This window comes from Achromobacter sp. ES-001 (assembly GCF_019448355.1).
Lineage (GTDB): Bacteria > Pseudomonadota > Gammaproteobacteria > Burkholderiales > Burkholderiaceae_B > Achromobacter > Achromobacter spanius_B.
Map to the genome: position 1 here is coordinate 54,192 of NZ_CP079940.1, position 23,042 is coordinate 77,233.

A 23,042-nucleotide genomic window follows, 5' to 3' on the forward strand; every position below is an offset into this window, starting at 1 on the left:
CCGCCGCCGGCCCCTGCCGCCAAGGTACCTGGGAGCCCGTCAAGGGCTCCTTTTTCAATTGTGCAAGCCTGCCGGAACCCGCCTTTTTGTTTGTAAACTGGCAGGCCGCCAGCCGGCGTATCCAGAAGTTGTCCGTATGCGTATGAAGTGCAAATCCTTGGCCGCCTGTGTGCTGCTTGCGTCCCAAAGCCTGGCCTGCGCGCCCGCGCTGGCGGCCGCGCCGCAGTCGAACAAGGAGATCGTCGTTGCGTTTTTTCGCATGATGTTCCAGGACCGCGACGTCGATGAGGCCGTGCGCCTGTACGTCAGCCCCAACTATGTGCAGCACAACCCTTACATGCGTGAGGGCGTCAGCCCCATGGTTGATTTCTTCCCGCCTTATTTCGGCCAGCATCCGCAAGCCATCGTCGACATCAAGCGTGTGATCGCCGAGGGCGATCTGGTGGTGATCCACAATCAATGGCGTGATTCGCCTGAAGATCGGGGTCAGGCCATCGTCGACATCTTTCGGGTCGACAAAGGAAAGATCGTCGAACACTGGGACGTCAGCCAGGAAATTCCCGAGAACCCCGCCAATCAGAATGGCATGTTCTAACAAGGCCGCCATGTCACGCATCGAAGCCGTAGAGTTGCCCCGGTCCTACCTGCTGTTGAACCACGGCCCCACCGTGCTGGTCACCAGCGCCCATGGCGCATCGCGCAACGTGATGGCGGCCGCGTGGGCGATGCCGCTGGATTTCAATCCGGCCAAGATGCTGGTGGTGGTGGACAAGAACACCTACACGCGCGAACTCATCGAAGCATCGGGCGAATTCGCGCTGTGCATACCGTCGCGCGCGCAGGCCGCGGCCACCTTGAAGGTGGGCTCGGAAACGGGCCGGGGCGTGGACAAGTTCGAACACTGCGGGCTGACCACGTTTGCCGCCAGCAAGATCGGCGCGCCGCTGGTCAGCGACTGCCTGGGCTGGCTGGAATGCAAGGTCGTGCCCGAACCGCACAACCAGCAGGCTTATGATCTGTTCATCGGCGAAGTCGTGGCCGCGTGGGCCGCGCCCGATGTGTTCTCGCAAAACCGCTGGCACTTCCCCCAAGACGAGCGCCGTTCGATTCACTATGTGGCGGGCGGTTCGTTCTTTGCCACCGGCCAGCCCTTCAACGTTTCAGAACCGGAGTAGCCCCTATGCGCAGCGTGTATCTTGCGGGGTTCGACGTCTTCCTGCCCGATGCCGTGGCGCATGGCCAGCGGCTCAAGGCCTTGTGCGCGACGTACGGATTCGAGGGGCTTTTTCCCTTGGACAATACGGCGCCGCAAGACCTGTCGGGCGCGGCACTGGCGCAGTGGATCTATCGCGAGAACGTCGCGCTGATCCGGCGTGCCGACATGGTGATGGCCAACTTGAATGCGTTCCGGGGTACCGAGCCGGATTCGGGCACGGCCTTCGAGGTGGGCTACGCCATCGCCTGCGGCAAACCGGTATGGGGCTATACCAGCCAGGCGGGATCGCTGATCGATCAGGTGGCGGTGGGGGCGGCGGCCGACGACGGCGCCGCGCGCATGGTCGACGCCGATGGCTACACGGTGGAAGACTTCGGCTTGAATCTGAACCTGATGCTGGCGTGCAGTGCGCGCATTGTGGTGGGCAAGGCTTCCGATTGCCTGGCCCGCATGGCGCAGGACGCCGGCGGGAGCCGGTAATAGCGCCAGTCGCCGCCGCTTACTTCGCCACCACTTACTTCGCCGCCTTCTTGCGCGTTGCCTTCTTCGCCACCGGCGTACCCAGATACCCCATCACCGCATCCACCACGGCCTCTTCCAGCTTCTCGGTGGAAAAGCCCGCGGGCGGCTCCAACGCCGCCGCGTGCACCAGCGATTCCATGATGCGCAGCACCACATAAGTCGCCAGATCGCGATCCTGCTGCGCGATCTCGGCCCGGTGCAGTTCCAGCAGATGCCGCATGCGGCGGTGAATGTCCTGGTCGGCCATGCTGTGTTCGCGCGGCGTGTCGAACAAGGGGAATTCCCGTTCCAGCACGCGGTGCAGCGCGGGTTCCAGCAGGTGCGCGTGCAGCATGGCCTGCACGATGGCGGCCACGCGCTCTTTCAGCGTCGCGGCGGGATTGCTGTTCAGCACATCGTCGATGACATCCAGCATCTGGTTGTCATGGCGCTGGTGCAGCGCCGCGATCAGCGCGTTCTTGTTGGGAAAGTACTGGTACAGCGACCCGACGCTGACACCCGCCGTTTCAGCGATCAGATTGGTGTTGGTGCCCGCGTAGCCGTGCGAGGCCAGAACGTGAGCCGTCGCTTGCAGGATCGTGTCGACGGTGTGCTGGGAACGGAGCTGGCGCGGCGATTTTCGGGGCTGGGGAATGGCGGTCATGGATGCGTTGAAAGGCGAGTATCAAACCTGAGCAATGGCTCATGGAATTTACGGCAGGCAATCTGATTTTTTACCCGCAAGCGCGGATTATGCCATCGACGAATTCAGTCGCGATGGTGTCAGATCGCCACGCCCTTTTCACGCACGCTTTCTCAATGGCCGACGTCAGACCGTGGCGGCCATTTCCAGCACTTCGTCGTCCACGGGCTGCGTCTGGCCGTCTTTCAGCTGTTGCAGGTGGTCGGCCAGTTCGGCGATGGTCAGGGCGATCAGGCCGTGCTGGGCGGCGTAGCGTTCAAGCGAGGCGCCGCGCATCATGGTGCCGTCGGGGTTCATCAGTTCGCACAGCACGCCGGCCGGGCGCAGGCCGGCCAGCACGGCCAGGTCGACCGAGCCTTCGGTGTGACCGCGTCGCGTCAGCACGCCACCGGGCTGCGCGCGCAGCGGGAAGACGTGGCCGGGGCTCACGATGTCTTCGCTTTGCGCGGTCGGCGAAATCGCCGCGCGGATGGTGGTGACGCGGTCCACGGCGGACACGCCGGTGCTGACGCCGTCGCGCGCCTCGATCGACACGGTGAATGCGGTGGCGAAGCGGCTTTGGTTGCGCGTGACCATGGGCGGAAGTTCCAGGCGGTCCAGCGTTTCGCCGGGCAGGCACAGGCAGACGATGCCGCTGCCGTCGCGGATCAGTTGCGCCATGACGGGCACGGTCAGCTTGTCGGCGGCGACGATAAGGTCAGCTTCGTTCTCGCGATCGAAGTCGTCCATGAGGATGACGGGACGGCCCAGGCGCAGATGATGCAGCGCGCGCTGCAAACGGGCGGCGAACGGTTGCGAAGCCAGGCTGGGGAGGGACTGCGGGGTATTGAGGTTGGACATTGAAACGCTCTCGCAAAATGAAGGGGGCGAAAAACGTTTCAGGGCTAATCGACAGCCAAGCACAATACGACGTTCCAGGCGCAAGTGCGCCTGGATGAGGGGTGTTGTGCCGGCACATCTTCTCTCATCCGGACTATGACCGTCGGCTCTGGCATCTCACCAGATCTGCTGACCCCGATGTCCGTGAAGGACGCCGGGCGCTCGCGGGCTCGCCACATTGCATGGCATACCGCCGGTGGGGAATTGCACCCCGCCCTGAAGACGTACTGCATGTCGTGTTAACGACATCGGCGATTGTACGCCTGTCCGCGCGGGGAGTGGGACAGGCCGGGCGGGGAGCGTGTACGCCGAGTTTCAGGGGACGGATTTGTCGGCCGGGGCCGCCTGGGTCGGGGCCGTTTTGGTTGCTGCCCGCTTCGTTGCTGCCTTCTTCAGTGCAGTCTTCTTCTGTGCTGCCTTTCTCGGTGCAGCCTTCTTCGTCGCTGCGTTCTTCGTTGCAGCCTCCTTCGGTGCTGCCTTCTTCGGTGCTGCCTTCTTCGCTGCGGCCTTCGTCCGCGGCTCCGCCACCTTCTCCACCTTCTCCACCACCGCTTCCGCCGCTTCCTTCGATGCCTTCTTATCCGTCTTCTTCTTCGGCAGCGCCAGCATCGTGCCTCGGCACGGCGGGGTGCCGCACAGGCAGCGGTAGCCTTCTTTCAGCGCCTTGGTGATGCGGCCGTCCAGCACCAGCCCGTAGTCGTACGACAGCTCGGTGCCGCGCGGGATGTCCTGCAAGGCCACGATGTAGACGCGCTTGCCGTGCTTGCCTTCCTGCGCTTCGCAATTGGGCTGACAGGAATGGTTGATCCAGCGCGCGTCATTGCCTTGGTCGCCACCGTCGATCACGCGGCCGGAACTGAGCGCGAAGAAGAACGTGTGGAACGGATCGTCCGGGTTGGTCGGATGGCGCCGGTCGGCTTCCTTGGCGCTGATGCGCGCGCCGCCGTACTCGATGATGCGTGTGCCCGCGGGGATCTTGCGGGCGGCGAAGACGCCATTGCCATGCAACTTCGAGCGGCGAACGACGTGCCAGGGCTTGATCGGGGTGGCTTCGGTGGTCATGGAGGCGTGGGGCGAGACGGTGGGGGAATGAGACGAAACAGAATTATATCGACGCGCTTGTGACACGGATGACAGGCGTATAGTGAGCGCCGCCTTGTCTTTACTTGATATTCATCATGATCGTCCGTCCGCGGCCTTCCGCGTTGGGTTTGTTCTTTGTGTTGCGCGGTTCCATCATCCCGCGCATTCTCAGCAGGATCCTCGTCATCACGCTGTTGTCCTGCGTGGTGGTGTGGATGTACCACCGCCAGTGGTTCTCGCCCGCGCACCTGACGGCGGTGCCGTTTTCGCTGTTCGGGCTGGCGCTGTCGGTGTTCATGGGGTTTCGCAACAACGTCTGCTATGACCGTTGGTGGGAAGCCCGCAAGCAATGGGGCGACCTGATCGTGCAGGCGCGCAGCCTGGCGCGCGAAAGCGCTGTGCTGCTGGCCGCCAGCACCGCCAACCCGATCCAGGAACGGCTGGTGCGGCGCTGCATCGGTTTCGGTTATGGCCTGGCGGCGCGGCTGCGCGGGCAGGACATGGTCGATGCGGTGCGCCCCTGGGTGCAGCAAGACGAACTGGACACGCTGGCCGGTTGCCGCAACGTGCCCGACGCCCTGCTCATGGCCATCAACCGGGATCTGGCCGGCTGCCTGCGGCGCGGCGAACTCAGCGACATTCTTTACCAGGGCCTGACCCAACGCGTAGCCCAGTGCGCCGCCATCCAGGCCGCCTGCGAACGCATCAAGTTCACGCCCTGTCCGTTCGCGTATTCCTTGCTGCTGCATCGCACGGCATGGCTGTTCTGCCTGCTGCTGCCGTTTGGCCTGGTGGGCACGCTGGAATATCTGACGCCCGTGGCGGTCATCATCATTGCCTACACCTTCTTTGGGCTGGACGCGTTGGGCGACGAGCTTGAGGACCCCTTCGGCCTGGAAGAAAACGACCTGCCCCTGTCGGCGCTGGCCCGCGTCATCGAGATCGATTTGCTGGAAGGCCTGGGCGTGCGCCCGCTACCGGAACCGGCCGTGCCGCAGGACTACATCCTGCGCTGAGCGCCGCTTCAGGCCACCGGGCCGGTCAGCGGCAGCATGGTTTCCTTCAGCCGACGCAGCACAAAGCAAGACTTGCTGTGGCGGATGCCGGGGATGCGGTACAGCTGCTCGCGCAGCAGCCGTTCGTAGTCGCGCGTGTCGCGCACGGCGATGCGGATGTAGTAGTCGTAATCGCCCGACACCAGAAACGCTTCCAGCACTTCGGGGATGGCCGCCAGCGCGCGGCCGAACTCGTACAAGGTTTCTTCGCTGTGGCTTTCCAGCGTCACATGCACGATGACCGTGTCCATGAAGCCCAGGCTGGCCGGGTCGATGTCCACGGTGTAGCCCCGGATGACGCCGGCGCCCTCCATCCGCTTGATGCGATTCCAGCAAGGGGTAGACGACAGCCCCACCGCCGCGCCGATCTCATTCAAGCTGGCGCGCGCGTTCTCTTGCAGCACCTTCAAAATGGCGAGGTCAAACTTGTCCAGGTTCATTTTCTTTGATTCCTCCAAATCAAAGATGAATTTACTCCGGCTCACCCGTATTCGTGGAAAAGAAGATAAAAATTCTGCGCGCCTACGAATAAGATAGATAGCATGAACGATCGCCTGCACTCCACCGCCGCCGCCGCGCTAGCCGCCACCGAAGCCCCTCCTGCCAACGGGGCCAAGATTCTGCTCGATACGCTGATTGCGAACGGCGTCGATACCGTGTTCGGCTACCCGGGGGGCGCGGTCCTGCCGCTGTACGACGCCTTGTACGCCGAGCCGCGCCTGCGCCACGTGCTGGTGCGCCATGAGCAGGCCGCCGTGCACGCCGCCGAGGGCTATGCCCGCAGCACCGGCCGCACGGGCGTGGTGTTCGTGACCTCCGGCCCCGGCATGGCCAACACCACCTCCGGCCTGCTGGACGCGATGTGCGATTCGATTCCGGTGCTGTGCATCAGCGGCCAGGTCGCTACCGCCGCGATCGGCACCGACGCCTTTCAGGAATGCGATGCCATTGGCATTTCGCGTTCCGTCACCAAATGGAATACCCAGATCCGCGCCGTGGACGACGTGGCCAACGTGGTGGGGCGCGCCTTTGAACTGACCCGGCAGGGCCGACCCGGCCCGGTGCTGGTGGACTTTCCGAAAGACGTCCAGCTGGCCGTGCCGCGCGACGCGGATGACGATGTGCCGGGCCTGCCGTCGCAGCAAAAGCTGGCCGCGCTGCGAGCGCGCCGGCAGTCGGGCAAGCTGGCGGCCAAGTTGCCGCAGTCGGCCGTGCGCCGCGCCGCCGCGTTGATCGCACAGGCCAAGCGTCCCATCTTCTACGGCGGTGGCGGCCTGGTGAATGCCGGCCCTGAGGCCTGCCAGGCCTTCACGGATCTGGTGCGCCACACCGGCGCGCCGTGCACGTTGACGCTGATGGGCCTGGGCGCCTTCCCCGCATCCGACCCGCGGTTTGTCGGCATGCTGGGCATGCACGGCACCGTTGAAGCCAACCTGGCCATGCACAACGCCGATCTGGTCGTGTGCATCGGCGCCCGGTTCGACGACCGCATCACCGGCAAGCTGTCCGAGTTTTGCCCGCACGCCCGCAAGATCCATATCGACATCGACCCCGCCTCCATCAACAAGGTGGTGCGCGTGGACGTGGCGTTGGTGGGCGACTGCCTGCCGCTGGTGCGCGCGCTGCGCGCCGAACTGGGCGACGCACCGCTGGAGCCCGCGCGCCTGGCGCCGTGGTTCAAGCGCATCGAGGCCTGGCGCGCGCAGGACTGCCTGGGCTTCACGCCTGCCGCCGACGCCATCTTGCCGCAGCACCTGATGTCCAGCCTGAACGCCGCGCTGGCCGATCGCGACGCCATCGTGTCCACCGACGTGGGCCAGCACCAGATGTGGGCCGCGCAATACCTGCGTTTCGACAAGCCGAACCGCTGGTTGACGTCGGGCGGCGCCGGCACGATGGGCTATGGCGTGCCCGCCGCCATCGGTGCGCAGGTGGCGCATCCCGACAAGACCGTGGTGTGCGTCAGCGGCGATGCATCGGTGCTGATGAACATCCAGGAACTGTCCACCGCCATGCAACACCAGACGCCCGTGAAGGTCGTGCTGTGCAACAACGGCTACATGGGCATGGTGCGCCAATGGCAGGAACTGATCCACGGCGGCCGCTACAGCCACAGCTATAACGCGTCGCTGCCTGACTTTGTGGCGCTGGCGCGCGCGTTCGGCTGGGGCGCGGCGCGCGTGGATGATCCGGCCAAGCTGGACGCCGCGCTGGCCGAATGCCTGGCGCATGACGGGCCGTACTTTCTTGACGTGGCGGTGACCGCGCAAGAGAACTGCTTTCCGATGATGCCGGCGGGCCACGGCCACCAGAAGATGATGCTGGCCGAAGGCGTCTGGTACCAAGACGAGACGACCTGATCGCCTAGAACTGGATCGACAGGCCGCCGTCCACCACCAGCACGTGCCCGTTCACGTAGGACGCGGCCGGTGACGCCAGGAACACCGCCGCGCCGGCGATTTCTTCCGGCTCGCCCCACCGGCCCGTCGGATTGCGCGCGGCGATGCGCGGGCCGAAGCTCGGGTCCGCCACCATGGCCGCGTTGGTTTCCGTGGCGAACGTGCCCGGCGCGATGGCGTTGCTGGTGATGTGCTGGCCGCCAAATTCTGCCGCCAGCGCGCGCACCATGCCGGTCAAACCCTGCTTGGCGGCGGGATAGACCGCGTCGCCCGCCCTCGCCAATTCCCCCACCACCGACGTGATCGCGATCAGGCGCCCGCCGCCCTGGCGCACCATGCGTTCGGCCGCGAACTTGGCCAGCAGCATGCCGGCCACCAGATCGGTATCGATCAATTCTCGGATTTCGGCCGGCGTTGTGTCGCGCAGCGTCTTGCGGTTGCGTGCGCCCACGTTGTTGACCAGCACGTCCAGCCGGCCATGCTCGTCGTCCATGCGTTGAAAGGCGCGCGCCATGTCGGCGTCGTTGCTGACGTCGAACGGCAAGGCATGCGCGTCCAGGCCCGCATCGGCCAGCTCGGCCACGGCGGCGTCCACCGACGCGCTGTTGCGGCCGTTGATCAACACGCGCGCGCCGCAGCCGGCCAACGCGCGCGCAATGCAAAAGCCCAGTCCGCGCGCGGACCCGGTTATCAGCGCCACCTGGCCCGTCAGGTCGAAGTTACGCAAATAGGGAAGAGTGCTCATCAATGCTGTCCCGAATGTTCTATGGTCATTCCCTGAATTCCGGCGCCCAATGCAGCAGCCGCCGTTCCAGCCAGGTCACACAATAAACCAGCGCGATACCAACGATGGACAGCAGCGTTACGGCCGCGAACATGTCGGTGGCGTTCAAGGTGGCCAGCGCGGTGATCATCAGGTAGCCCATGCCCGTGGTCGACCCGACGAATTCGGCCAGCACCACGCCAATCAACGCAAAGCTGATGGCGTTGGGCAAGGCGGCGAATGTCCAGGCCGCGGCGGTGGGTATGCGCACCCGCCACAGGATCTGGCGCGGCGAGCCGCCCAGCGTGCGGCAGAAGTCCACCAGTTCACGCTCGACGCTGCGCCCGCCCTTGTAGGTGTTGAAGAACACCAGGAAGAACACCACGAACCACGATGTCACCACCTTGGAAGCCAGCCCCAGGCCGAAGAACATGGTGATGAGGGGCACGAAGGCGATGCGCGGCATCGAGTTAAACGCCACGATGAACGGGTTGAAGACGTCGGCCAGGAAGCGGCTGCGGCTCAGCGTCATGCCGACGATAAAGCCGCTGCCCACCCCCACCACCAGCCCCACCATCGTGGCTTGCAAGGTCAGCCAAAGATGCGGCCACACCGAGCGCGGGCCGGGTTGCAGCCATTCCCACAAACGCACCGCCACGCGGGACGGCTGGCTGATGAAGAAGGGGTCGAACAAGGTGTTCTGCGTGAACCACGGAATGCGCGTCAGCGTTTCCCATGACCCAAGAATGACGGCAAGAATCAGCACCTGCCACAACGTGATGCGGACTCGGCGCTTGATGCCGGCGCGGCGGTCCAGCCGTAGCTGGTCTTGCAAGGAATTTGAGGTTTCAGTCGGAATCATGGGGCAGGAAGAATCAGGCGGCGGCGCGGAACTGCTGGCCCAGCACGCTCCAGAGGCTTTGCACATGGGCGACGAACTGCGGCGTTTCACGCAGCGTGAACACGTCGCGCGGATGCGGGATGCGGATGCGTTCATCGAGCAGCACGCGGCTGGGCGGGCCGGACAGCACCACCACGCGGTCCGACAGCAGGATGGCTTCGTCCAGGTCGTGCGTGACCATCACGATGGTCTGGCCCAGCTTGCGCCAGATCTCCATCAGCTCGCGATGCAGGTGCGTCTTGGTGTGTGTGTCCAGCGCGCCAAAGGGCTCGTCCAGCAGCAGGATGCGCGGCTCGACAGCCAGGCTCATCAACAGCGCCACGCGCCGCCGCATGCCGCCCGACAGCTGGTGCGGAAAGGCGTCGGCGAAGTCGCTCAGGTGGCCAAGCTCAAGCAGTTCGGCCACGCGCTGCGCGATCTTGTCGGCGGCCACGCCGTGAAACTTCAGCCCCAGCGCCACGTTCTTCTTGACGCTGAACCACGGCAGCAAGGTGTCTTTCTGAAAGATGTAGCCCAGTGCTGGCGGCACCTGCCCGTCCACTTGCCGGCCATCCACGTGGATGCTGCCGGTGGTGGGCCGCAAAAAGCCGGCGATCATGTTCAGCAGCGTGCTCTTGCCGCAGCCCGAGGGGCCGACGATGGAGACGAATTCACCCGCTTCGATGGTCAGGCTGACGTCGCCCACCGCATGCGTCGTGCCCTGGCGTGACTGGTACGCCTTGCCGACCTTGTCCAGCGTAATCATCAAAGGCCCCGCGCTTTGCGCACGAAGCTCATGTTCACGCATTTGGCATAGGGCACGGTCTTGATTTCGTCATTGGAAAACTGGCGGCCGTCGCCCATGATGGCCGTCATGCGGTTGTATGCGTCTTCGGTGATGATGTTGTCTTTCAAGAACACCGTGTCTTTGTAGACGCCCAGTGTTTTCTCGATGGCGGCGCGCGGGAACGCGCTGAGGTAGTCGTCGTAGATGACGTCGGCGATGCCCGAGGCCGGGGTGGCGGTGATGAAGTCCTGCGCCTTGACCATTGCGCTGACGAAGGCCTGCACCACTTCCGGGCGCTTCTGGATGGTGTCTTGCAGCGTCAACGCGGCAATGCCGGGCACGTCGCCGCCCATGAATTCGTTCCACGAGGCTTCGGTGGTGGCGTCGAAAATCGGCACGCCCCAGCCTTCCTGGCGAGCCTGTTCCATCATCGACATGGTGGCCATGCTGGCGGATACCGAGCCGGTCTTGAGTGCGCCCAGCATCGTGGCCAGATCGCCCAGGGGCCGGATGTCGACCTTGTCGGCCACGCCGGCTTTCTGCATCAGGTACAGCGCCATCAGCCAGGTGCTGGACTGTGGTTGCGTGGCGCCGACGCGCTTGCCGGCCAGGTCTTTCAACGACTTGATCTTGCCGCTTTCGAAGTCTTCGCGGCGCACGATGATGTTGGCGTACGTTAGCTTGCGGTCAAAGCCGAACACCAGCGTGGCGGCCTTGCCGGCAATGGTCAGCGCGGGGGCGGCCGTGGCGGCGGTGGCGCCGAACACGATCTGGCCCGCCGCCAGCAGCTGGTTGGTGCGCGGGCCGCTTTGCGAATTCAGGTATTCAACGTCCAGGCCGCCTTCGTTGAAGTAGCCCTTCTTGAGCGCCACGTAGCCGGCCGCGAAAAAGGGATCGATGCTGCCTTGTCCGTAGACGACGCGGCCCAGCTTAGGCTGGGCAAACGCAACGCGCCCGTCAAGCAAGGCGACACCGGCCAGGGCGCCGGCGGCGGTCAGGATGCGGCGGCGCGTGGTGAAGCGGGGGCTGTGGGTCATGTCGTCCTCGAATTGATTTTTGGTTGGCGCTTTAGGTGGCGCTGTTTGGCGTAAACAATACCCCAGCGTGTGCGGCCCAACAATGGAAAACGCCCGGGTTGTCCGGGCGTGGGTCGGCAAATGGCAGCCGGGTAAGGGATCAGGCGTGATCAGGGGCGAGTGGCTCCGCCCTTTTCGTTGCGCCTGGATTCCCGTTACGAAGCGGTTTTCTTCGGCGCGGCCTTTTTGACTGCCTTCTTGGCGGCGGTCTTGGTGGCCGTCTTGGTGGCTGTCTTAGTTGCGGTTTTCTTCACCGCCGCTTTCTTGGCCGGCGCTTTTTTCGCTGCCGTCTTCGCTGCGGTCTTCGTCGCCGTCTTCGAGGCGGTCTTGGACGGGGCGCGACCCGGTTTTTCAGGACGCGGCTCGAACTCGAAGCCGATCTTGCCGTCGGGCTGACGCACCAGGAATGCCTTGAACTTGCGGTTCGTGCGGCTGGACACAAAGCCGTCCAAGAGGTCGGTGCGGCCCGTGGTCAGCAGCTTGCCCATCTGTTCGGCCGAGATCTCCTGTTGCAGGATGACCTTGCCCGAGCGGAAGTCGCAGGTCTTCTCAGGCCCGACCGACTTTTCGCAAACGTAGCTCATGCCGTGCTCGAACACGCGCGACTGGCACTTGGGGCAGGGGCCGACCGGCGTGTGGCCGGAGAAGTCCACCGCTTCGGTGTCGTCTTCGTCGTTCTGGCCGAAGTCGAACTCCAGCTTGTACTCGTCGCTGATACGCAGAATGGCGGCAAACGGACGGCCCATCTTGCTGATGAAGCCTTGCAGCGGACCGATCTCGCGCTTGGCCAGCAGCTCTTCGACTTCCGGCAGTTCGAACGTGCGGCCGCCCGGATGCTTGCCGATCGAGAAATCGCAGGCGGTGCAGGCAAAGCGGCGATAGTTTTCCTTGACCACCGCGCCGCACTTGGGGCACGGCGTTTGCAAGGTGGCGTAGTCGCCGGGCACCGTGTCGCGCTCGTATTCCTTGGCGCGCTTGACGATCACCTGGGTCATCTGCGCGATTTCGCGCATGAAGGCCTCGCGGCCCAGGCCGCCCTGCTCGATCTGCTTGAGCTTGTGTTCCCACTCGCCCGTCAGTTCGGGCGAGGTCAGTTCGGTCACGTCCAGGCCGGACAGCAGCGTCATCAGCTGGCGCGCCTTGGCGGTGGGCACCAGGTCGCGGCCTTCGCGGCGCAGGTACACCTCGTTGAGCAGGCCTTCGATGATGGCGGCGCGCGTGGCCGGCGTACCCAGCCCGCGTTCGGACATGGCTTCGCGCAGTTCTTCGTCGTCCACCAGCTTGCCGGCGCCTTCCATGGCGGACAACAAGGTGCCTTCGTTAAAGCGGGCGGGCGGTTTGGTCGACAAGCCCACGGCTTCGACGTCTTCCGTGCGCACCGTTTCGCCATCGGCAACCGGCACCAGGTTGGCGTCTTCGCCTTGGGCTTCCTTGCCGTACACGGCCAGCCAGCCCGGGGTGACCAGCACCTTGCCGTCGGTGCGGAAGCGATGCCCCTGCACTTCGGTCAGGCGCGTGGTGACGCGGTATTCGGCCGCCGGGAAGAACACGGCCAGGAAGCGCTTGAGCACCAGGTCGTACAGCTTGGCCTCGGCTTCGCTCAGGTCGTGCGGGATTTGCAGCGTGGGGATGATGGCAAAGTGATCCGACACCTTCTTGTTGTCGAAGATGCGGCGGTTGGGCTTCACCCACTGCTGGCTGACGACGGTGCCCGCGTGGCGCGACAGGCCGCCCACGGCGTTCGAGCCGCCCGTGGCCAGCGCGCGCATCGTTTCCTGCACCGTGGTGATGTAGTCCTCGGGCAGGTAGCGGGAGTCGGTACGCGGATAGGTCAGCGCCTTGTGGCGTTCGTACAGGGTCTGGGCCAGCGACAGCGTGGTCTTGGCCGAAAAGCCGAACCGGCCGTTGGCCTCGCGCTGCAACGACGTCAGGTCGTACAGGGCCGGCGACATCTGGGTCGACGGCTTGGATTCTTCGGTGACGTTGCCCGGCTGGTCGCGGCAGGCTGCCACCACGCTTTGCGCGGCGGCGGCGGACCACAGGCGCGATTCACGCTTTTCCGGGTCGCGGTCGTCTTTCTTGAATTGGGGGTCGATCCAGCGGCCTTCGTACAAGCCGGCGGCGGCGATGAAGGTGGCGCGCACTTCCCAGTAGTCGCGGGGCACGAAGCGGCGGATGCGCTCTTCGCGCTCGGCCACGATGGCCAGCGTGGGCGTTTGCACCCGGCCTACCGGCGTCTTGAAGAAGCCGCCGTCCTTGCTGTTGAAGGCGGTCATGGCGCGCGTGCCGTTGATGCCGACCAGCCAGTCGGCTTCAGCGCGCGAGCGGGCGGCCGCTTCCAGCGGCTTGAGCTGCACGTCGTCGCGCAGGTTGGCGAAGGCTTCGCGGATGGCGGCCTGCGTCATCGATTGCAGCCAGAGGCGCTGAATCGGCTTTTTCACACCCGCATACTGAATGATGTAGCGGAAGATCAGTTCGCCCTCGCGTCCCGCGTCACAGGCGTTGATGATCGAATCCACGTCCTTGCGCTTGGCCAGGCGGACCAGCAGCTTCAGGCGTTCCGCCGACTTCTTGTCGGTGGGGCCGAGTTCGAATTCCGGCGGAATCACGGGCAGGTGCGCGAAGCTCCACTTTCCCTTGACCGGATCATTGGGCGCGACCAAGCTCAGCAAATGGCCGATGCTGGATGCGAGTACGTAACGTTCGCTTTCAAAATAGTCGCCCTCGCGCGCAAAGCCTCCCAAGGCGCGTGATATATCAAGGGCCACCGAGGGCTTCTCGGCAATAATCAGCGTTTTATTCATGTGTATCCAGTGGCGGTAGTCCCGCCTTAGTAGCGCGGATAATAAGATCGGAGATTCGCCAGATGCAAGTCGGCACTGAAAGGCAAGCGGGATCCGAACTGCACGCTTGGCGTCAATTCTTGGCGCGAAGCACCTTGTGGCTAGGCGTTTTGCTGCTGGGCAGCGCTGCGATTTGCTGGGTTGCCGCCAACTGGCAAGACATGACAAAAGTGCAACGCTTTGCCGGCACGCAGGGTTTGCTGGCGATCTCGGCGTTGGCGGCGGCCTGGGCCGGTTTGCGCCTTCGGGCCTCGCCTGGCGTGCGGCGCAGCGTCCCCGGCGCGCTTCTAGCATTGGCCGGCATCTTGCTGGGCGCCTTGCTCGCGTTATTGGGTCAAACTTACCAGACTGGCGCCGATACCTGGGAATTGTTCGCCTGGTGGGCGGTTCTGCTGCTGCCCTGGGCGCTGGCTTCGGCCAGCCAGGCGGTGTGGCTGTTGTGGGCGCTGGTGCTGAATGTGGCGGCCGCATTGTGGCTGGGCGAACGCGTCTTCACCTGGTATGCCCTCTATGACGGCTCGGGCCTGCCCAACCTCATCATGGCCGCGCTAAACCTGACGCTGCTGTTGGGCTGGGAACTGGCGGCGCGCCGCTGGCGGGCCAGCACGCTGATCGGGCCGCGCGTTTTGGCCTTCATCGCCATCAGCGCCCTGGTGCTGTCCCTGATGTTCGGGGACTTCATCCTGCGCGGGGTGGGCTCGCTTAACGGCATCGCCTGGCTGGCCGCGACGCTGGGGCTGGGCTTTTACTATCAGCGCGGCCGGCGCGACCTGGTCATTCTGGCCATGCTGGCGGCGGGCGTCATCTGCGTGTCCCTGCGGGTGGTGGGCGAATGGCTGTTGCGGCTGGAGCCCGGCGTATGGGCTGCGCTGCCTCTGGCCGCCCTGCTCATGGCCGAGGCCGTGCTGGCCGCGCGCTGGTTGCGCAAGCTGGCCGCCGAACCCGACGCCGCCTTGGTCACCGCCGATGCCGAACCGGCCGCCGCGTCGGCGGGCAACGCGGTCGAATCCGGCGATGCCGGCACCCCCGTCGTGCAACTGGCCCCTGCCGCCATGCCGCATGCCGAACCGCCCTGGTACGTGCAATGCCTGCTGGGCCTGAGCGCCTGGCTGGCCACTTTGCTGCTGCTGGTGTTCGTGGCGTTCTCGGGCATCGTGACGTCGGAAGAAGGCGCGCTGGTGGCCGGGCTGGTTTTGTGCGGCGCGGGCGTGGCGGTGCTGCGCAGCGACGCCGGACCATTCTGGCGCCAATGCGGCACCGCGATGGCCTTCACGGGCCAGATCCTCATCATCTACGGGCTGTCCAGTTCCACGTCGTTCACCAGCGCCTGCTTATTTGTATTGCTGCTGGCGGCGGTGGTCTACGCGCTGGGGCCGGATGTGATCCTGCGTTTTCTGTCGGGCCTGTTGATCGCGGCGGCGGGCGCCGCCCTGATCTGGCGCGGCCTGTCCCCGGAGTTGATGCGCGACGACCTGCTGGACGCCTGGCTGTACTTCGACGCGGGCCGCGCCGGCTTCGTCTGGCTGCCGATTGCCGTGATCGGCGCCTGGGCCACGGCCGTCATCCTGACCTGGAGCCATCGTGTGGGCGGCAAGCGCGGCCACGCGATGGAGCCGCTGGCGTGGGCCTTCCTGCTGTCCGTGCAAGGCATGGTCTGGCTGGCGGGCGGCATCTCGGCCCTGCATCTGCCGGCCATGTGGAAGCTGAATCCCCAGGGCGCGTTGCTGGTGGTGGCCGGTGCGCTGCTGCCGGCCGCCGCCGCGCTGGCGGTGCTATGGCCGCGCCGTTACGTGCTGACGAGCGGCGTCACCTGGGGCGTGCCCATCGCCTTGCTGGCCCTGGCGCTTTTCTGGCTGCCCAGCCCGGGCGTGGGCTTTGCGCTGGCCTGGCTGTTGCTGGGCTTTGGGCTGAACCAGCTGCGGCTGGTGATCTTCGGCGTGCTCAGCCTGCTGGCTTATCTGGGCGTCTATTACTACCAGCTGGATGTGCCCTTGCTGCAAAAGGCGCTGTGGCTGGGCGGAGGCGCCTTGCTGCTGTTCGTGCTGCGAGGCCTGGTCTGGCTGGTGCCCCGACTGATGCGTACGCAGGCGCCCGACCGGCGCGCGCCGCTGCCGCCGGTGTCCGGCCCGCTGCGCTGGCGCACGCTGGCCATTCTGGGCGGTCTGGCGCTGGTGCTGGTGGTGGCCAATGGCGGCATCTGGCAGCGCGAAAAGCTGCTGGCTACCGGCAAGGTGGTGATTCTGGAACTGGCGCCGGTCGATCCCCGTTCGTTGATGCAGGGCGACTACATGGCGCTGAATTTCGCCGCCAGCCGCGACATCACCCGCTTGCGGCTGGGGGGCGATCGCCTGGCGGACGAGGATTCGCTGATGGGGTTCGAACCCGACGGCTATGTGATGCTGCAAGCCGATTCGCGCGGCGTGGCCACGCCGTTGCGCATCCAGCCGGACGCGCAGCCGCATGCACCGACCGAGGTGCCGTTGCGATACCGCGTCCGCGATCGCGGCGTGCGTATCGTCACCAACGCCTGGTTCTTCCAGGAGGGCGAGGCCAAGCGCTTTGAAGTGGCACGGTATGGCGAACTGCGCGTGGCGGAAAACGGCGAAGCCTTGCTGGTGCGGATGCTGGGCGAAGACCTGCAACCGCTGTAGCGGCAAACTAATTTGTAGTGGATGACAGCGGAAAGCGCCGCGCCCAGTGCGCGGTGGCCGCCGACAGGAAGCCTTCCCGGTCGGTTGCCGCGATGGGCGCAAAACCCAAACCGCGCCACGCTTCTTGCAGCGCGGCCAGCGGTGCGCCGGTGTCGATGGGGGGCGCGCCGTTCTGCTTGGACAGCTTCAAGCCGCTGCCCGCATCCAGAATCAGCGGCACGTGCAGATAGCGCAGCGGCGGCAAGCCCAGCAGGCGGCCCAGCACGCGCTGGCGCGCCGTGGAACTGAGCAGATCCGCGCCGCGCACCACGTCGGTCACGCCCTGCTCCGCGTCGTCCACCACCACCGCCAATTGATACGCCCACAAGCCGTCGGCGCGCCGCAAGGCAAAGTCGCCTACGGCGGCAGCCACGTCCTGCTCTTGCGGACCCAGCCAGCGGTCTTCGAAATGTTCAACGCCGTCGGGCACCCGCAAGCGCCAAGCACGCGCCTGGCGCCCAGGCGGCAGGCCGTGGCGGCAGGTGCCCGGGTAGGGGCGTTCGCCGTCGGCGCCAGGCACGGTCTGGCCCCGCAATGCGGAATCGGCGATTTCACGGCGCGTGCAGCCGCAGCCGTAGATCAGGCCACGGGCGTCAAGCGAGTCAAACGCGGATTGATAGGCGGCGTTGCGCTGGGACTGCCACAGGACGTCGCCGTCCCAGTGCAAGCCCAATGCGCGCAGTTGCGCCATGATCGTGTCGGCGGCCCCCGCCACGGTACGCGGCGTGTCCACGTCTTCGATGCGCAGCAGCCAGCGCCCGCCGTGGGCGCGCGCATCCAGCCAACTGGCCAGCGCGGCCACCAGCGAGCCCGCGTGCAGCGGGCCGCTAGGGCTGGGGGCGAATCGGCCTACGTACGGCATCGCAACCGGTCACAGCAACCGCAAAAAGCCTGCGCGCCGCGTCAATGCAACAACCGCACGCCCTCTTCGTCCAGCAGCTCTTCCAGGACCAGGTTGTCGATCTCGGCTTCCTGGCTCCAGAGAACCATGAGGGCGATGATCTTGATCTTGGATAGCGGCACGGGCGTTTCGGGCGAAGCCAGGCCTCGGTCGATGACGATCTCACGCAGGGGCGCCGGCAGCACGCCGGCCGATTCCAGGAAGGCGATGAAGCCGATGGATTCGGAGCCGAGCTGGCTGTATTCGTTGTCGGTGTAGATCCGGGTTCCGGTGTTGGGCGCCTGAGCGAGGTCGACACATCGTTCGGTGGTCTCGGCAAGGCCATACAGCCAACCGAGCGCGTCGTCGATGTCTTCGTGCTCGAAACCGGCGGCGGCTAGCCGCTTTGCGAGCACATCGGCCGCAGGACAGGCTTGCGGCGTGTAGTAATTCTCGAACAGATAAACCAGGATATCGAACATATGGCGCAGTGTTGTGCCTGTTTGCACAGTCGGCCCGCATATCGGCAGACCAGCAAACATGAATTTTACTTTACGCTGATTTATTTAGCCGGGCAACCGGCGAAAAGGCGGAATGTTGTATGGCGTCACCCTGTCGTGGACGGCCCCCATTCTGCCCGTATTTGCTGCCAAAATGCGCGATTGTGCAAAAGAAAACAGGGGCGGACACTCAGGTCCGCCCCTGTTTTTTCTGCCTGGCCGGGTCGCCCCGGCAAGGCGGCGCTCAGGCTGCCTTGGCCGCGTTCTCCAGCTTCAGTCCGGCAAGCTGGCGGATGAAGACCGGAATGCAGAGGGCCAGCCCGATCACGCCGCTGGTCACGCCCGGAACGATCGTCAGCAACGCGCCCAGCGTGCACAGCCACCGTTCCCAACTTTTCATGCCGACCAGCATGTAGCGCGAGAACGCCGCCGACAGCAGCACCAGGCCCACCATGCAGCCGATCAGCGTCACGAAGAAGTCGTACCAGGTAAAGCCCTGCACCGATATCAGCAGCGACGGCGAAAACACGAACACGAACGGCACGATCAGCTTGGTGATGCCCAGCCTGAATGCCGTGTTGCCGGTCTTGAACGGGTCACTGCCCGCCATGCCCGCCGCCGCGTAGGCCGCCAGCGCCACCGGTGGCGTGATGTCCGCCAGGATGCCGAAATAGAACACGAAGAAGTGCGCCGCAATCGGCTGCACGCCCAGTTGCACCAGGGTGGGGGCGGCCACCGCCACCATGATCAGGTAGTTGGCCGTGGTGGGAATGCCGCAGCCCATCAGGATGCAGACGATGCCCGTCATGATCAACGCCGCCACCAAGGTCAGCGACTGCGTGTTCGCGATGGCTTCCGGAATCACCACCGAGGCCACGCCGGCGATGGACTGCGCCGCCGAGATCACGATGTACGACACCTTGAAGCCCACGCCGGTCAGCGTCACCACACCGATCACGATACCTACCGTGCCGGCGGCGGCGCCCACGGCCAGCGCGTACTTGGCGCCGGTCTCGAAGGCTTCGTACAGGTCACGCCAACGCAAGCGCTGATACGGATTCAGCAGCCCCACCAGGATGCAGCCGGTGATGCCCGCGAACGCCGCCAGGTATGGCGTGCGGCCGCTGGCCAGCACGCCGATCAGCAAAAACAGCGGAATCAAGGTCGGCCAGCGCATCTTGACCGATTGCTTCAGCTTGGGCATTTCCTCGGCCGTCAGGCCGCGCAGCCCTTCGCGCTTGGCCTCGAAGTGCACCTGCATGAACAGGCCGAAGAAGTACAGGAAGGCCGGGAAAATGCCGGCGATGGCAATCTGCTGGTACGGGATGCCCAAAAATTCGATCATCAGGAACGCGGCCGCGCCCATGATGGGCGGCGTGATCTGCCCACCCGTGCTGCTGGCGGCTTCGACCCCGGCCGCGAAGTGGCGCGGATAGCCCACGCGGATCATCGCGGGAATGGTCAGCGACCCCACCGTGACCGCGTTGGCCACCGATGATCCGGACAACATGCCGAACATGGCCGAGCCAAACACCGACACCTTGGCCGGGCCGCCCGCATAGCGGCCGGCAATGGTCGAGGCCACGTCCAGGAACAACTGGCCCAGCCCGATGCGGGTGGCCAGCACGCCGAACAGCACGAAGTGAAACACGTAGGTCGCCACCACCCCGACCGCCACGCCGTACACGCCCTGGCTCGTCAGGTACATGTGGTTGACGATCTGGGACCAGGTGTTGCCCGCGTGTTGCAGCAGCCCGGGGAAATACGGTCCGAACATGGCGTAGGCCATGAACACCAGGGCGATGATCGGCAGCGGCCAGCCCATGGCGCGGCGCGTGGCTTCCAGCAGGCCGATCAGCAGGATGGACCCCATGAACACGTCGATGGGCAGCGGATTGCCCACGCGGAACGCCAGGTCTTCGAAGATGTACGGGATGTACATGACCGACAGCGCCAGCGCCACGGCGATGATCCAGTCATACAGCGGGATGCCGCCGGGGGCGTACCAGGTGGACTTCGGCTCGCGCTGATAGTGCGACTTCGAAAAGCCGAACACCAGGAAAATCAGGCTGAGCACAAACGCCAGGTGCACGCCGCGATGCGTGGCCTCGCGCAGCAGGCCAAAGCCCGCGGTGTAGTAATGAAAGATCGAGAGCGTGACCAGCAGGCCCGAGACGATCCAGGTGGCGGTCTTGTCCAGTGGCCGGAAGCGGATTTCGGAATCGTACTTTTCCGCCAGTTGCTGGGTCTTTTCGTGGTCTATTTCCATCGACGTATTTCTCAGGTGAATCCGCAAACAGGGCCGCACGAGGCGGCCCTGCGCAATGCCGGCGCAACACCGGGGGGTACCCGGCGCGCCGGCGTATCGCCGTCGCGAGTACGGCTTGGGCTTACTTCAACAAGCCGATTTCCTTGTAGAACTTCTCGGCGCCCGGGTGGAACGGGATGCCGGCGCCCTTGATGGCGTTTTCGCGCGTGATCAGCTTGCCCTTGGCGTGGCCGTTGTCCAGCGTCTTGCGCGTGGCGTCGCTGTACAGCGCCTTGGTGACGTCATACACGACCTGTTCCGGCAGCTTGGCCGACGTGACCATTTGCGCATTGACCGAAATGGTCTTGACCTCGCCCACGTTCTGATACGTGTTGGCAGCGATGGTGTCGGGCGTGAAGAACTCCTGCTTGGCGCGCAGCGCGTCGATTTCCGGGCCGACCAGCGGCACGATTTCGATGCCCGCGCCGCTGGAGGCCAGTTCGGCGATGGCGCCGGCCGGCGCACCGCCCACGAAGAAGAACGCGTCCAGCCCGCCGTCCTTGAGCTTGTCGCCCGCCTGGTTCGGCTTCAAGTATTCGGCCTTGATGTCCTTGTCGGTCATGCCGTAGGCGCCCAGGATCAGGCGCACGTCAACCAGCGTGCCCGAGCCCGGTTCGTCCATCGACACGCGCTTGCCCTTCAGGTCAGCCACGCTCTTGATGCCCGCGCCCTTGCGCGTCACCAGGTGGATGCTCTCGGGATACAGCGTGGCGATCAGGCGCAGGTCTTGCGCCTTGGGCTTGCCTTCGAACGTGCCCGTGCCGCTATAGGCCCAGTACGCCACGTCCGACTGCGTGAAGCCGGCTTCGAACGAGCCGCCCAGAATGCCGTTGATGTTGGCCACCGACCCGTTGGACGCCACGGCCGTGGCAACCAGCTTGCCTGGCTGCGACACGGCGTTGGCGATGATGCCGCCGATGGGGTAGTACGTGCCGGCCGTGCCGCCCGTGCCGATGCGGAAGAACTGCTGGGCCTGTGCGGAACCCACGGTGCCGACGGCGGCAACCGCGACGGTCAGGGCGGTGATCCAGTGTTTGAGTTTCATGCGAGCTTCTCCGGTGTTGTCAGGTAGGGTTCTTGTGACGGAAATCGTCTTGTCATTCCTGTGGCGGGCGGTTCAATAAAAGCGCCGTCCGGGCACAAAAATGGGCCTCCCCTTGGGGGCCGTTTTCATGTTGAAATTCTGGCATGCGGGGCATCCGTAGCCAATGGTTACGGAGCTATCGTTTACCTGGGGGTGAATAAGCCTTGGGGTTATGGAAGGTCGTGCTTTAGTTATGGTGTCGCCGCTGGCGGTTACATCCCACGCGCTGTAGATCACGGAGTTACCTCGATGTCCCAGGAAGTCATACGCGGCATAGCGCTGCCCCCGCCCGCGCAACCGGGCGACCCGTTGGCCCGCGTCGACACGCCCAGCCTGGTGCTGGACCTTGGCCCCTTCGAGGCCAACCTGCGCGCCATGCAGGCCTGGGCGGACCGCCACGAAGTCGCCCTGCGCCCGCACGCCAAGGCGCACAAATGCCCCGAGATCGCGCGGCGCCAGCTGGCACTGGGCGCGCGCGGCATCTGCTGCCAGAAGGTCAGCGAAGCGCTGCCTTTCGTGGCGGCCGGCATCCACGACATCCACATCAGTAACGAAGTCGTCGGGCCGGCCAAGCTGGCCCTGCTGGGCCAGCTGGCGCGCGTGGCCAAGCTGAGCGTCTGCGTGGATAACGCGAAAAACCTGGCGGACATTTCCCAAGCCATGGTGCAAGCCGGCGCCCAGATCGATGTGCTGGTCGAAGTGGACGTCGGACAAGGGCGTTGCGGCGTCTCGGACGACGCCCTGGTGCTGGCGCTGGCGCAACAGGCGCGCGATCTGCCGGGTGTGGACTTCGTGGGCCTTCAGGCCTATCACGGCTCGGTGCAGCACGCCCGTACGCGCGAAGAACGCGCGCGGATCTGCCGCCAGGCCGCGCGCATCGCCGCGTCTTATGCCCAACTGCTGCGCGAAAGCGGCATCGCGTGCGACATCATCACCGGCGGCGGCACGGGCAGCGCGGAATTCGATGCGGCAAGCGGCGTCTACACCGAACTGCAAGCGGGCTCGTACGCGTTCATGGATGGCGATTACGGCGCCAACGAATGGGACGGCCCGCTTACGTTCCAGAACAGCCTGTTCGTGCTGTCCACCGTCATGAGCGTGCCCGCGCCCGAGCGCGTCATCCTGGATGCGGGTCTGAAATCGACCACCGCCGAATGCGGCCCGCCCGCCGTCTTCGACGCGCCCGGCCTGACCTACGCCGCCATCAATGATGAACATGGCGTGGTGCGTGTCGCGCCCGGCGCCACCGCGCCGGCGCTGGGCGACGTGCTGCGCCTGGTGCCCTCGCACGTGGACCCTACCTTCAATCTGCATGACGGCCTGGTCGTGGTGCGTGATGGCGTGGTGCAGGACATCTGGGAAATCGCCGCGCGCGGCTTTTCGCGCTGATCGCGC

19 protein-coding genes, 1 pseudogene and 1 riboswitch are annotated in these 23,042 nt (G+C 65.2%); of the genes and pseudogenes, 7 read left to right on the plus strand and 13 right to left on the minus strand.

Going from position 1 to position 23,042, the window contains the following annotated elements:
* The first annotated feature begins 136 nt into the window (after positions 1 to 136).
* From KYT87_RS00250 to KYT87_RS00260, 3 genes are read left to right on the plus strand one after another with little or no spacing between them, the layout of a single operon-like run.
* Positions 137 to 595: a nuclear transport factor 2 family protein gene (locus tag KYT87_RS00250; protein WP_219991489.1), complete on the plus strand. Its 459-nt coding sequence runs from the start codon at positions 137 to 139 to the stop codon at positions 593 to 595.
* Between the two features lie 10 nt (positions 596 to 605).
* Positions 606 to 1,175, plus strand: a complete 570-nt coding sequence (locus KYT87_RS00255) for a flavin reductase family protein (RefSeq protein WP_104144749.1) — start codon at positions 606 to 608, stop codon at positions 1,173 to 1,175.
* Positions 1,176 to 1,180: 5 nt separating this feature from the next.
* Positions 1,181 to 1,696 carry a nucleoside 2-deoxyribosyltransferase gene (locus tag KYT87_RS00260; RefSeq protein ID WP_046804000.1) on the plus strand — a complete coding sequence of 172 codons (516 nt, stop codon included), beginning with the start codon at positions 1,181 to 1,183 and terminating at the stop codon, positions 1,694 to 1,696.
* Between the two features lie 34 nt (positions 1,697 to 1,730).
* Here KYT87_RS00260 and KYT87_RS00265 read toward each other — a convergent pair whose 3' ends face one another.
* The 3 genes and pseudogenes from KYT87_RS00265 to KYT87_RS00275 all read right to left on the minus strand — a co-directional run.
* Complete coding sequence (locus KYT87_RS00265; RefSeq protein WP_219991490.1) at positions 1,731 to 2,381, minus strand: TetR/AcrR family transcriptional regulator; 651 nt, start codon at positions 2,379 to 2,381, stop codon at positions 1,731 to 1,733.
* Between the two features lie 165 nt (positions 2,382 to 2,546).
* Positions 2,547 to 3,260, minus strand: a complete 714-nt coding sequence (gene ribB, locus KYT87_RS00270; RefSeq protein ID WP_219991491.1) for a 3,4-dihydroxy-2-butanone-4-phosphate synthase — start codon at positions 3,258 to 3,260, stop codon at positions 2,547 to 2,549.
* Between the two features lie 112 nt (positions 3,261 to 3,372).
* Positions 3,373 to 3,527, minus strand: a riboswitch (FMN riboswitch).
* Positions 3,528 to 3,854: 327 nt separating this feature from the next.
* Positions 3,855 to 4,361 (minus strand): annotated as a pseudogene (locus KYT87_RS00275) (SET domain-containing protein); the annotation flags it as partial.
* A gap of 116 nt (positions 4,362 to 4,477) precedes the next feature.
* Here KYT87_RS00275 and KYT87_RS00280 point away from each other — a divergent pair.
* The gene (locus KYT87_RS00280; RefSeq protein WP_104144636.1) at positions 4,478 to 5,398 is read left to right on the plus strand and encodes a bestrophin family protein; all 921 of its coding nucleotides are present in this window, start codon (positions 4,478 to 4,480) and stop codon (positions 5,396 to 5,398) included.
* An 8-nt stretch (positions 5,399 to 5,406) separates the two neighbouring features.
* On the opposite strand, the gene KYT87_RS00285 is transcribed toward KYT87_RS00280, so the two are convergent.
* Complete coding sequence (locus tag KYT87_RS00285; protein ID WP_046803995.1) at positions 5,407 to 5,877, minus strand: Lrp/AsnC family transcriptional regulator; 471 nt, start codon at positions 5,875 to 5,877, stop codon at positions 5,407 to 5,409.
* A gap of 93 nt (positions 5,878 to 5,970) precedes the next feature.
* On the opposite strand from KYT87_RS00285, the gene ilvB reads away from it, so the two are divergent.
* Positions 5,971 to 7,797 carry a biosynthetic-type acetolactate synthase large subunit gene (gene ilvB / locus KYT87_RS00290; protein WP_219992566.1) on the plus strand — a complete coding sequence of 609 codons (1,827 nt, stop codon included), beginning with the start codon at positions 5,971 to 5,973 and terminating at the stop codon, positions 7,795 to 7,797.
* A gap of 4 nt (positions 7,798 to 7,801) precedes the next feature.
* Here ilvB and KYT87_RS00295 read toward each other — a convergent pair whose 3' ends face one another.
* The 5 genes from KYT87_RS00295 to KYT87_RS00315 form a co-directional block, all read right to left on the minus strand.
* The gene (locus KYT87_RS00295) at positions 7,802 to 8,581 is read right to left on the minus strand and encodes an SDR family oxidoreductase (protein WP_219991492.1); all 780 of its coding nucleotides are present in this window, start codon (positions 8,579 to 8,581) and stop codon (positions 7,802 to 7,804) included.
* A 25-nt stretch (positions 8,582 to 8,606) separates the two neighbouring features.
* Positions 8,607 to 9,461 (minus strand): ABC transporter permease, encoded by an 855-nt coding sequence (locus KYT87_RS00300; protein ID WP_120153330.1) that lies wholly within the window; start codon positions 9,459 to 9,461, stop codon positions 8,607 to 8,609.
* Between the two features lie 13 nt (positions 9,462 to 9,474).
* Positions 9,475 to 10,245: an ABC transporter ATP-binding protein gene (locus KYT87_RS00305; protein WP_219991493.1), complete on the minus strand. Its 771-nt coding sequence runs from the start codon at positions 10,243 to 10,245 to the stop codon at positions 9,475 to 9,477.
* Positions 10,245 to 11,303: an ABC transporter substrate-binding protein gene (locus KYT87_RS00310; protein WP_046803990.1), complete on the minus strand. Its 1,059-nt coding sequence runs from the start codon at positions 11,301 to 11,303 to the stop codon at positions 10,245 to 10,247. Before KYT87_RS00310 ends, KYT87_RS00305 begins: the two co-directional genes overlap by 1 nt.
* A 194-nt stretch (positions 11,304 to 11,497) precedes the next feature.
* Positions 11,498 to 14,146, minus strand: a complete 2,649-nt coding sequence (locus tag KYT87_RS00315; protein ID WP_046803989.1) for a DNA topoisomerase III — start codon at positions 14,144 to 14,146, stop codon at positions 11,498 to 11,500.
* A 62-nt stretch (positions 14,147 to 14,208) separates the two neighbouring features.
* Between KYT87_RS00315 and KYT87_RS00320 the strand changes: the two genes are divergently transcribed.
* A complete protein-coding gene (locus tag KYT87_RS00320; protein ID WP_219991494.1) occupies positions 14,209 to 16,836 on the plus strand; it encodes a GDYXXLXY domain-containing protein in 2,628 nt (875 codons plus the stop codon).
* Between the two features lie 7 nt (positions 16,837 to 16,843).
* Here the strand turns inward: KYT87_RS00320 and gluQRS are convergent, their stop codons facing one another.
* The 4 genes from gluQRS to KYT87_RS00340 form a co-directional block, all read right to left on the minus strand.
* Entirely contained in the window at positions 16,844 to 17,737 is an 894-nt protein-coding gene (gene gluQRS / locus KYT87_RS00325; protein WP_046803987.1) for a tRNA glutamyl-Q(34) synthetase GluQRS, read from the minus strand.
* Between the two features lie 41 nt (positions 17,738 to 17,778).
* Positions 17,779 to 18,237: a DUF494 family protein gene (locus KYT87_RS00330; RefSeq protein WP_006216709.1), complete on the minus strand. Its 459-nt coding sequence runs from the start codon at positions 18,235 to 18,237 to the stop codon at positions 17,779 to 17,781.
* Between the two features lie 262 nt (positions 18,238 to 18,499).
* Positions 18,500 to 20,524 (minus strand): TRAP transporter permease, encoded by a 2,025-nt coding sequence (locus KYT87_RS00335; protein WP_219991495.1) that lies wholly within the window; start codon positions 20,522 to 20,524, stop codon positions 18,500 to 18,502.
* A 121-nt stretch (positions 20,525 to 20,645) separates the two neighbouring features.
* The gene (locus KYT87_RS00340; RefSeq protein WP_046803985.1) at positions 20,646 to 21,608 is read right to left on the minus strand and encodes a TAXI family TRAP transporter solute-binding subunit; all 963 of its coding nucleotides are present in this window, start codon (positions 21,606 to 21,608) and stop codon (positions 20,646 to 20,648) included.
* Positions 21,609 to 21,896: 288 nt separating this feature from the next.
* Between KYT87_RS00340 and KYT87_RS00345 the strand changes: the two genes are divergently transcribed.
* The gene (locus KYT87_RS00345) at positions 21,897 to 23,036 is read left to right on the plus strand and encodes a DSD1 family PLP-dependent enzyme (protein WP_104144645.1); all 1,140 of its coding nucleotides are present in this window, start codon (positions 21,897 to 21,899) and stop codon (positions 23,034 to 23,036) included.
* Positions 23,037 to 23,042 lie beyond the last annotated feature (6 nt).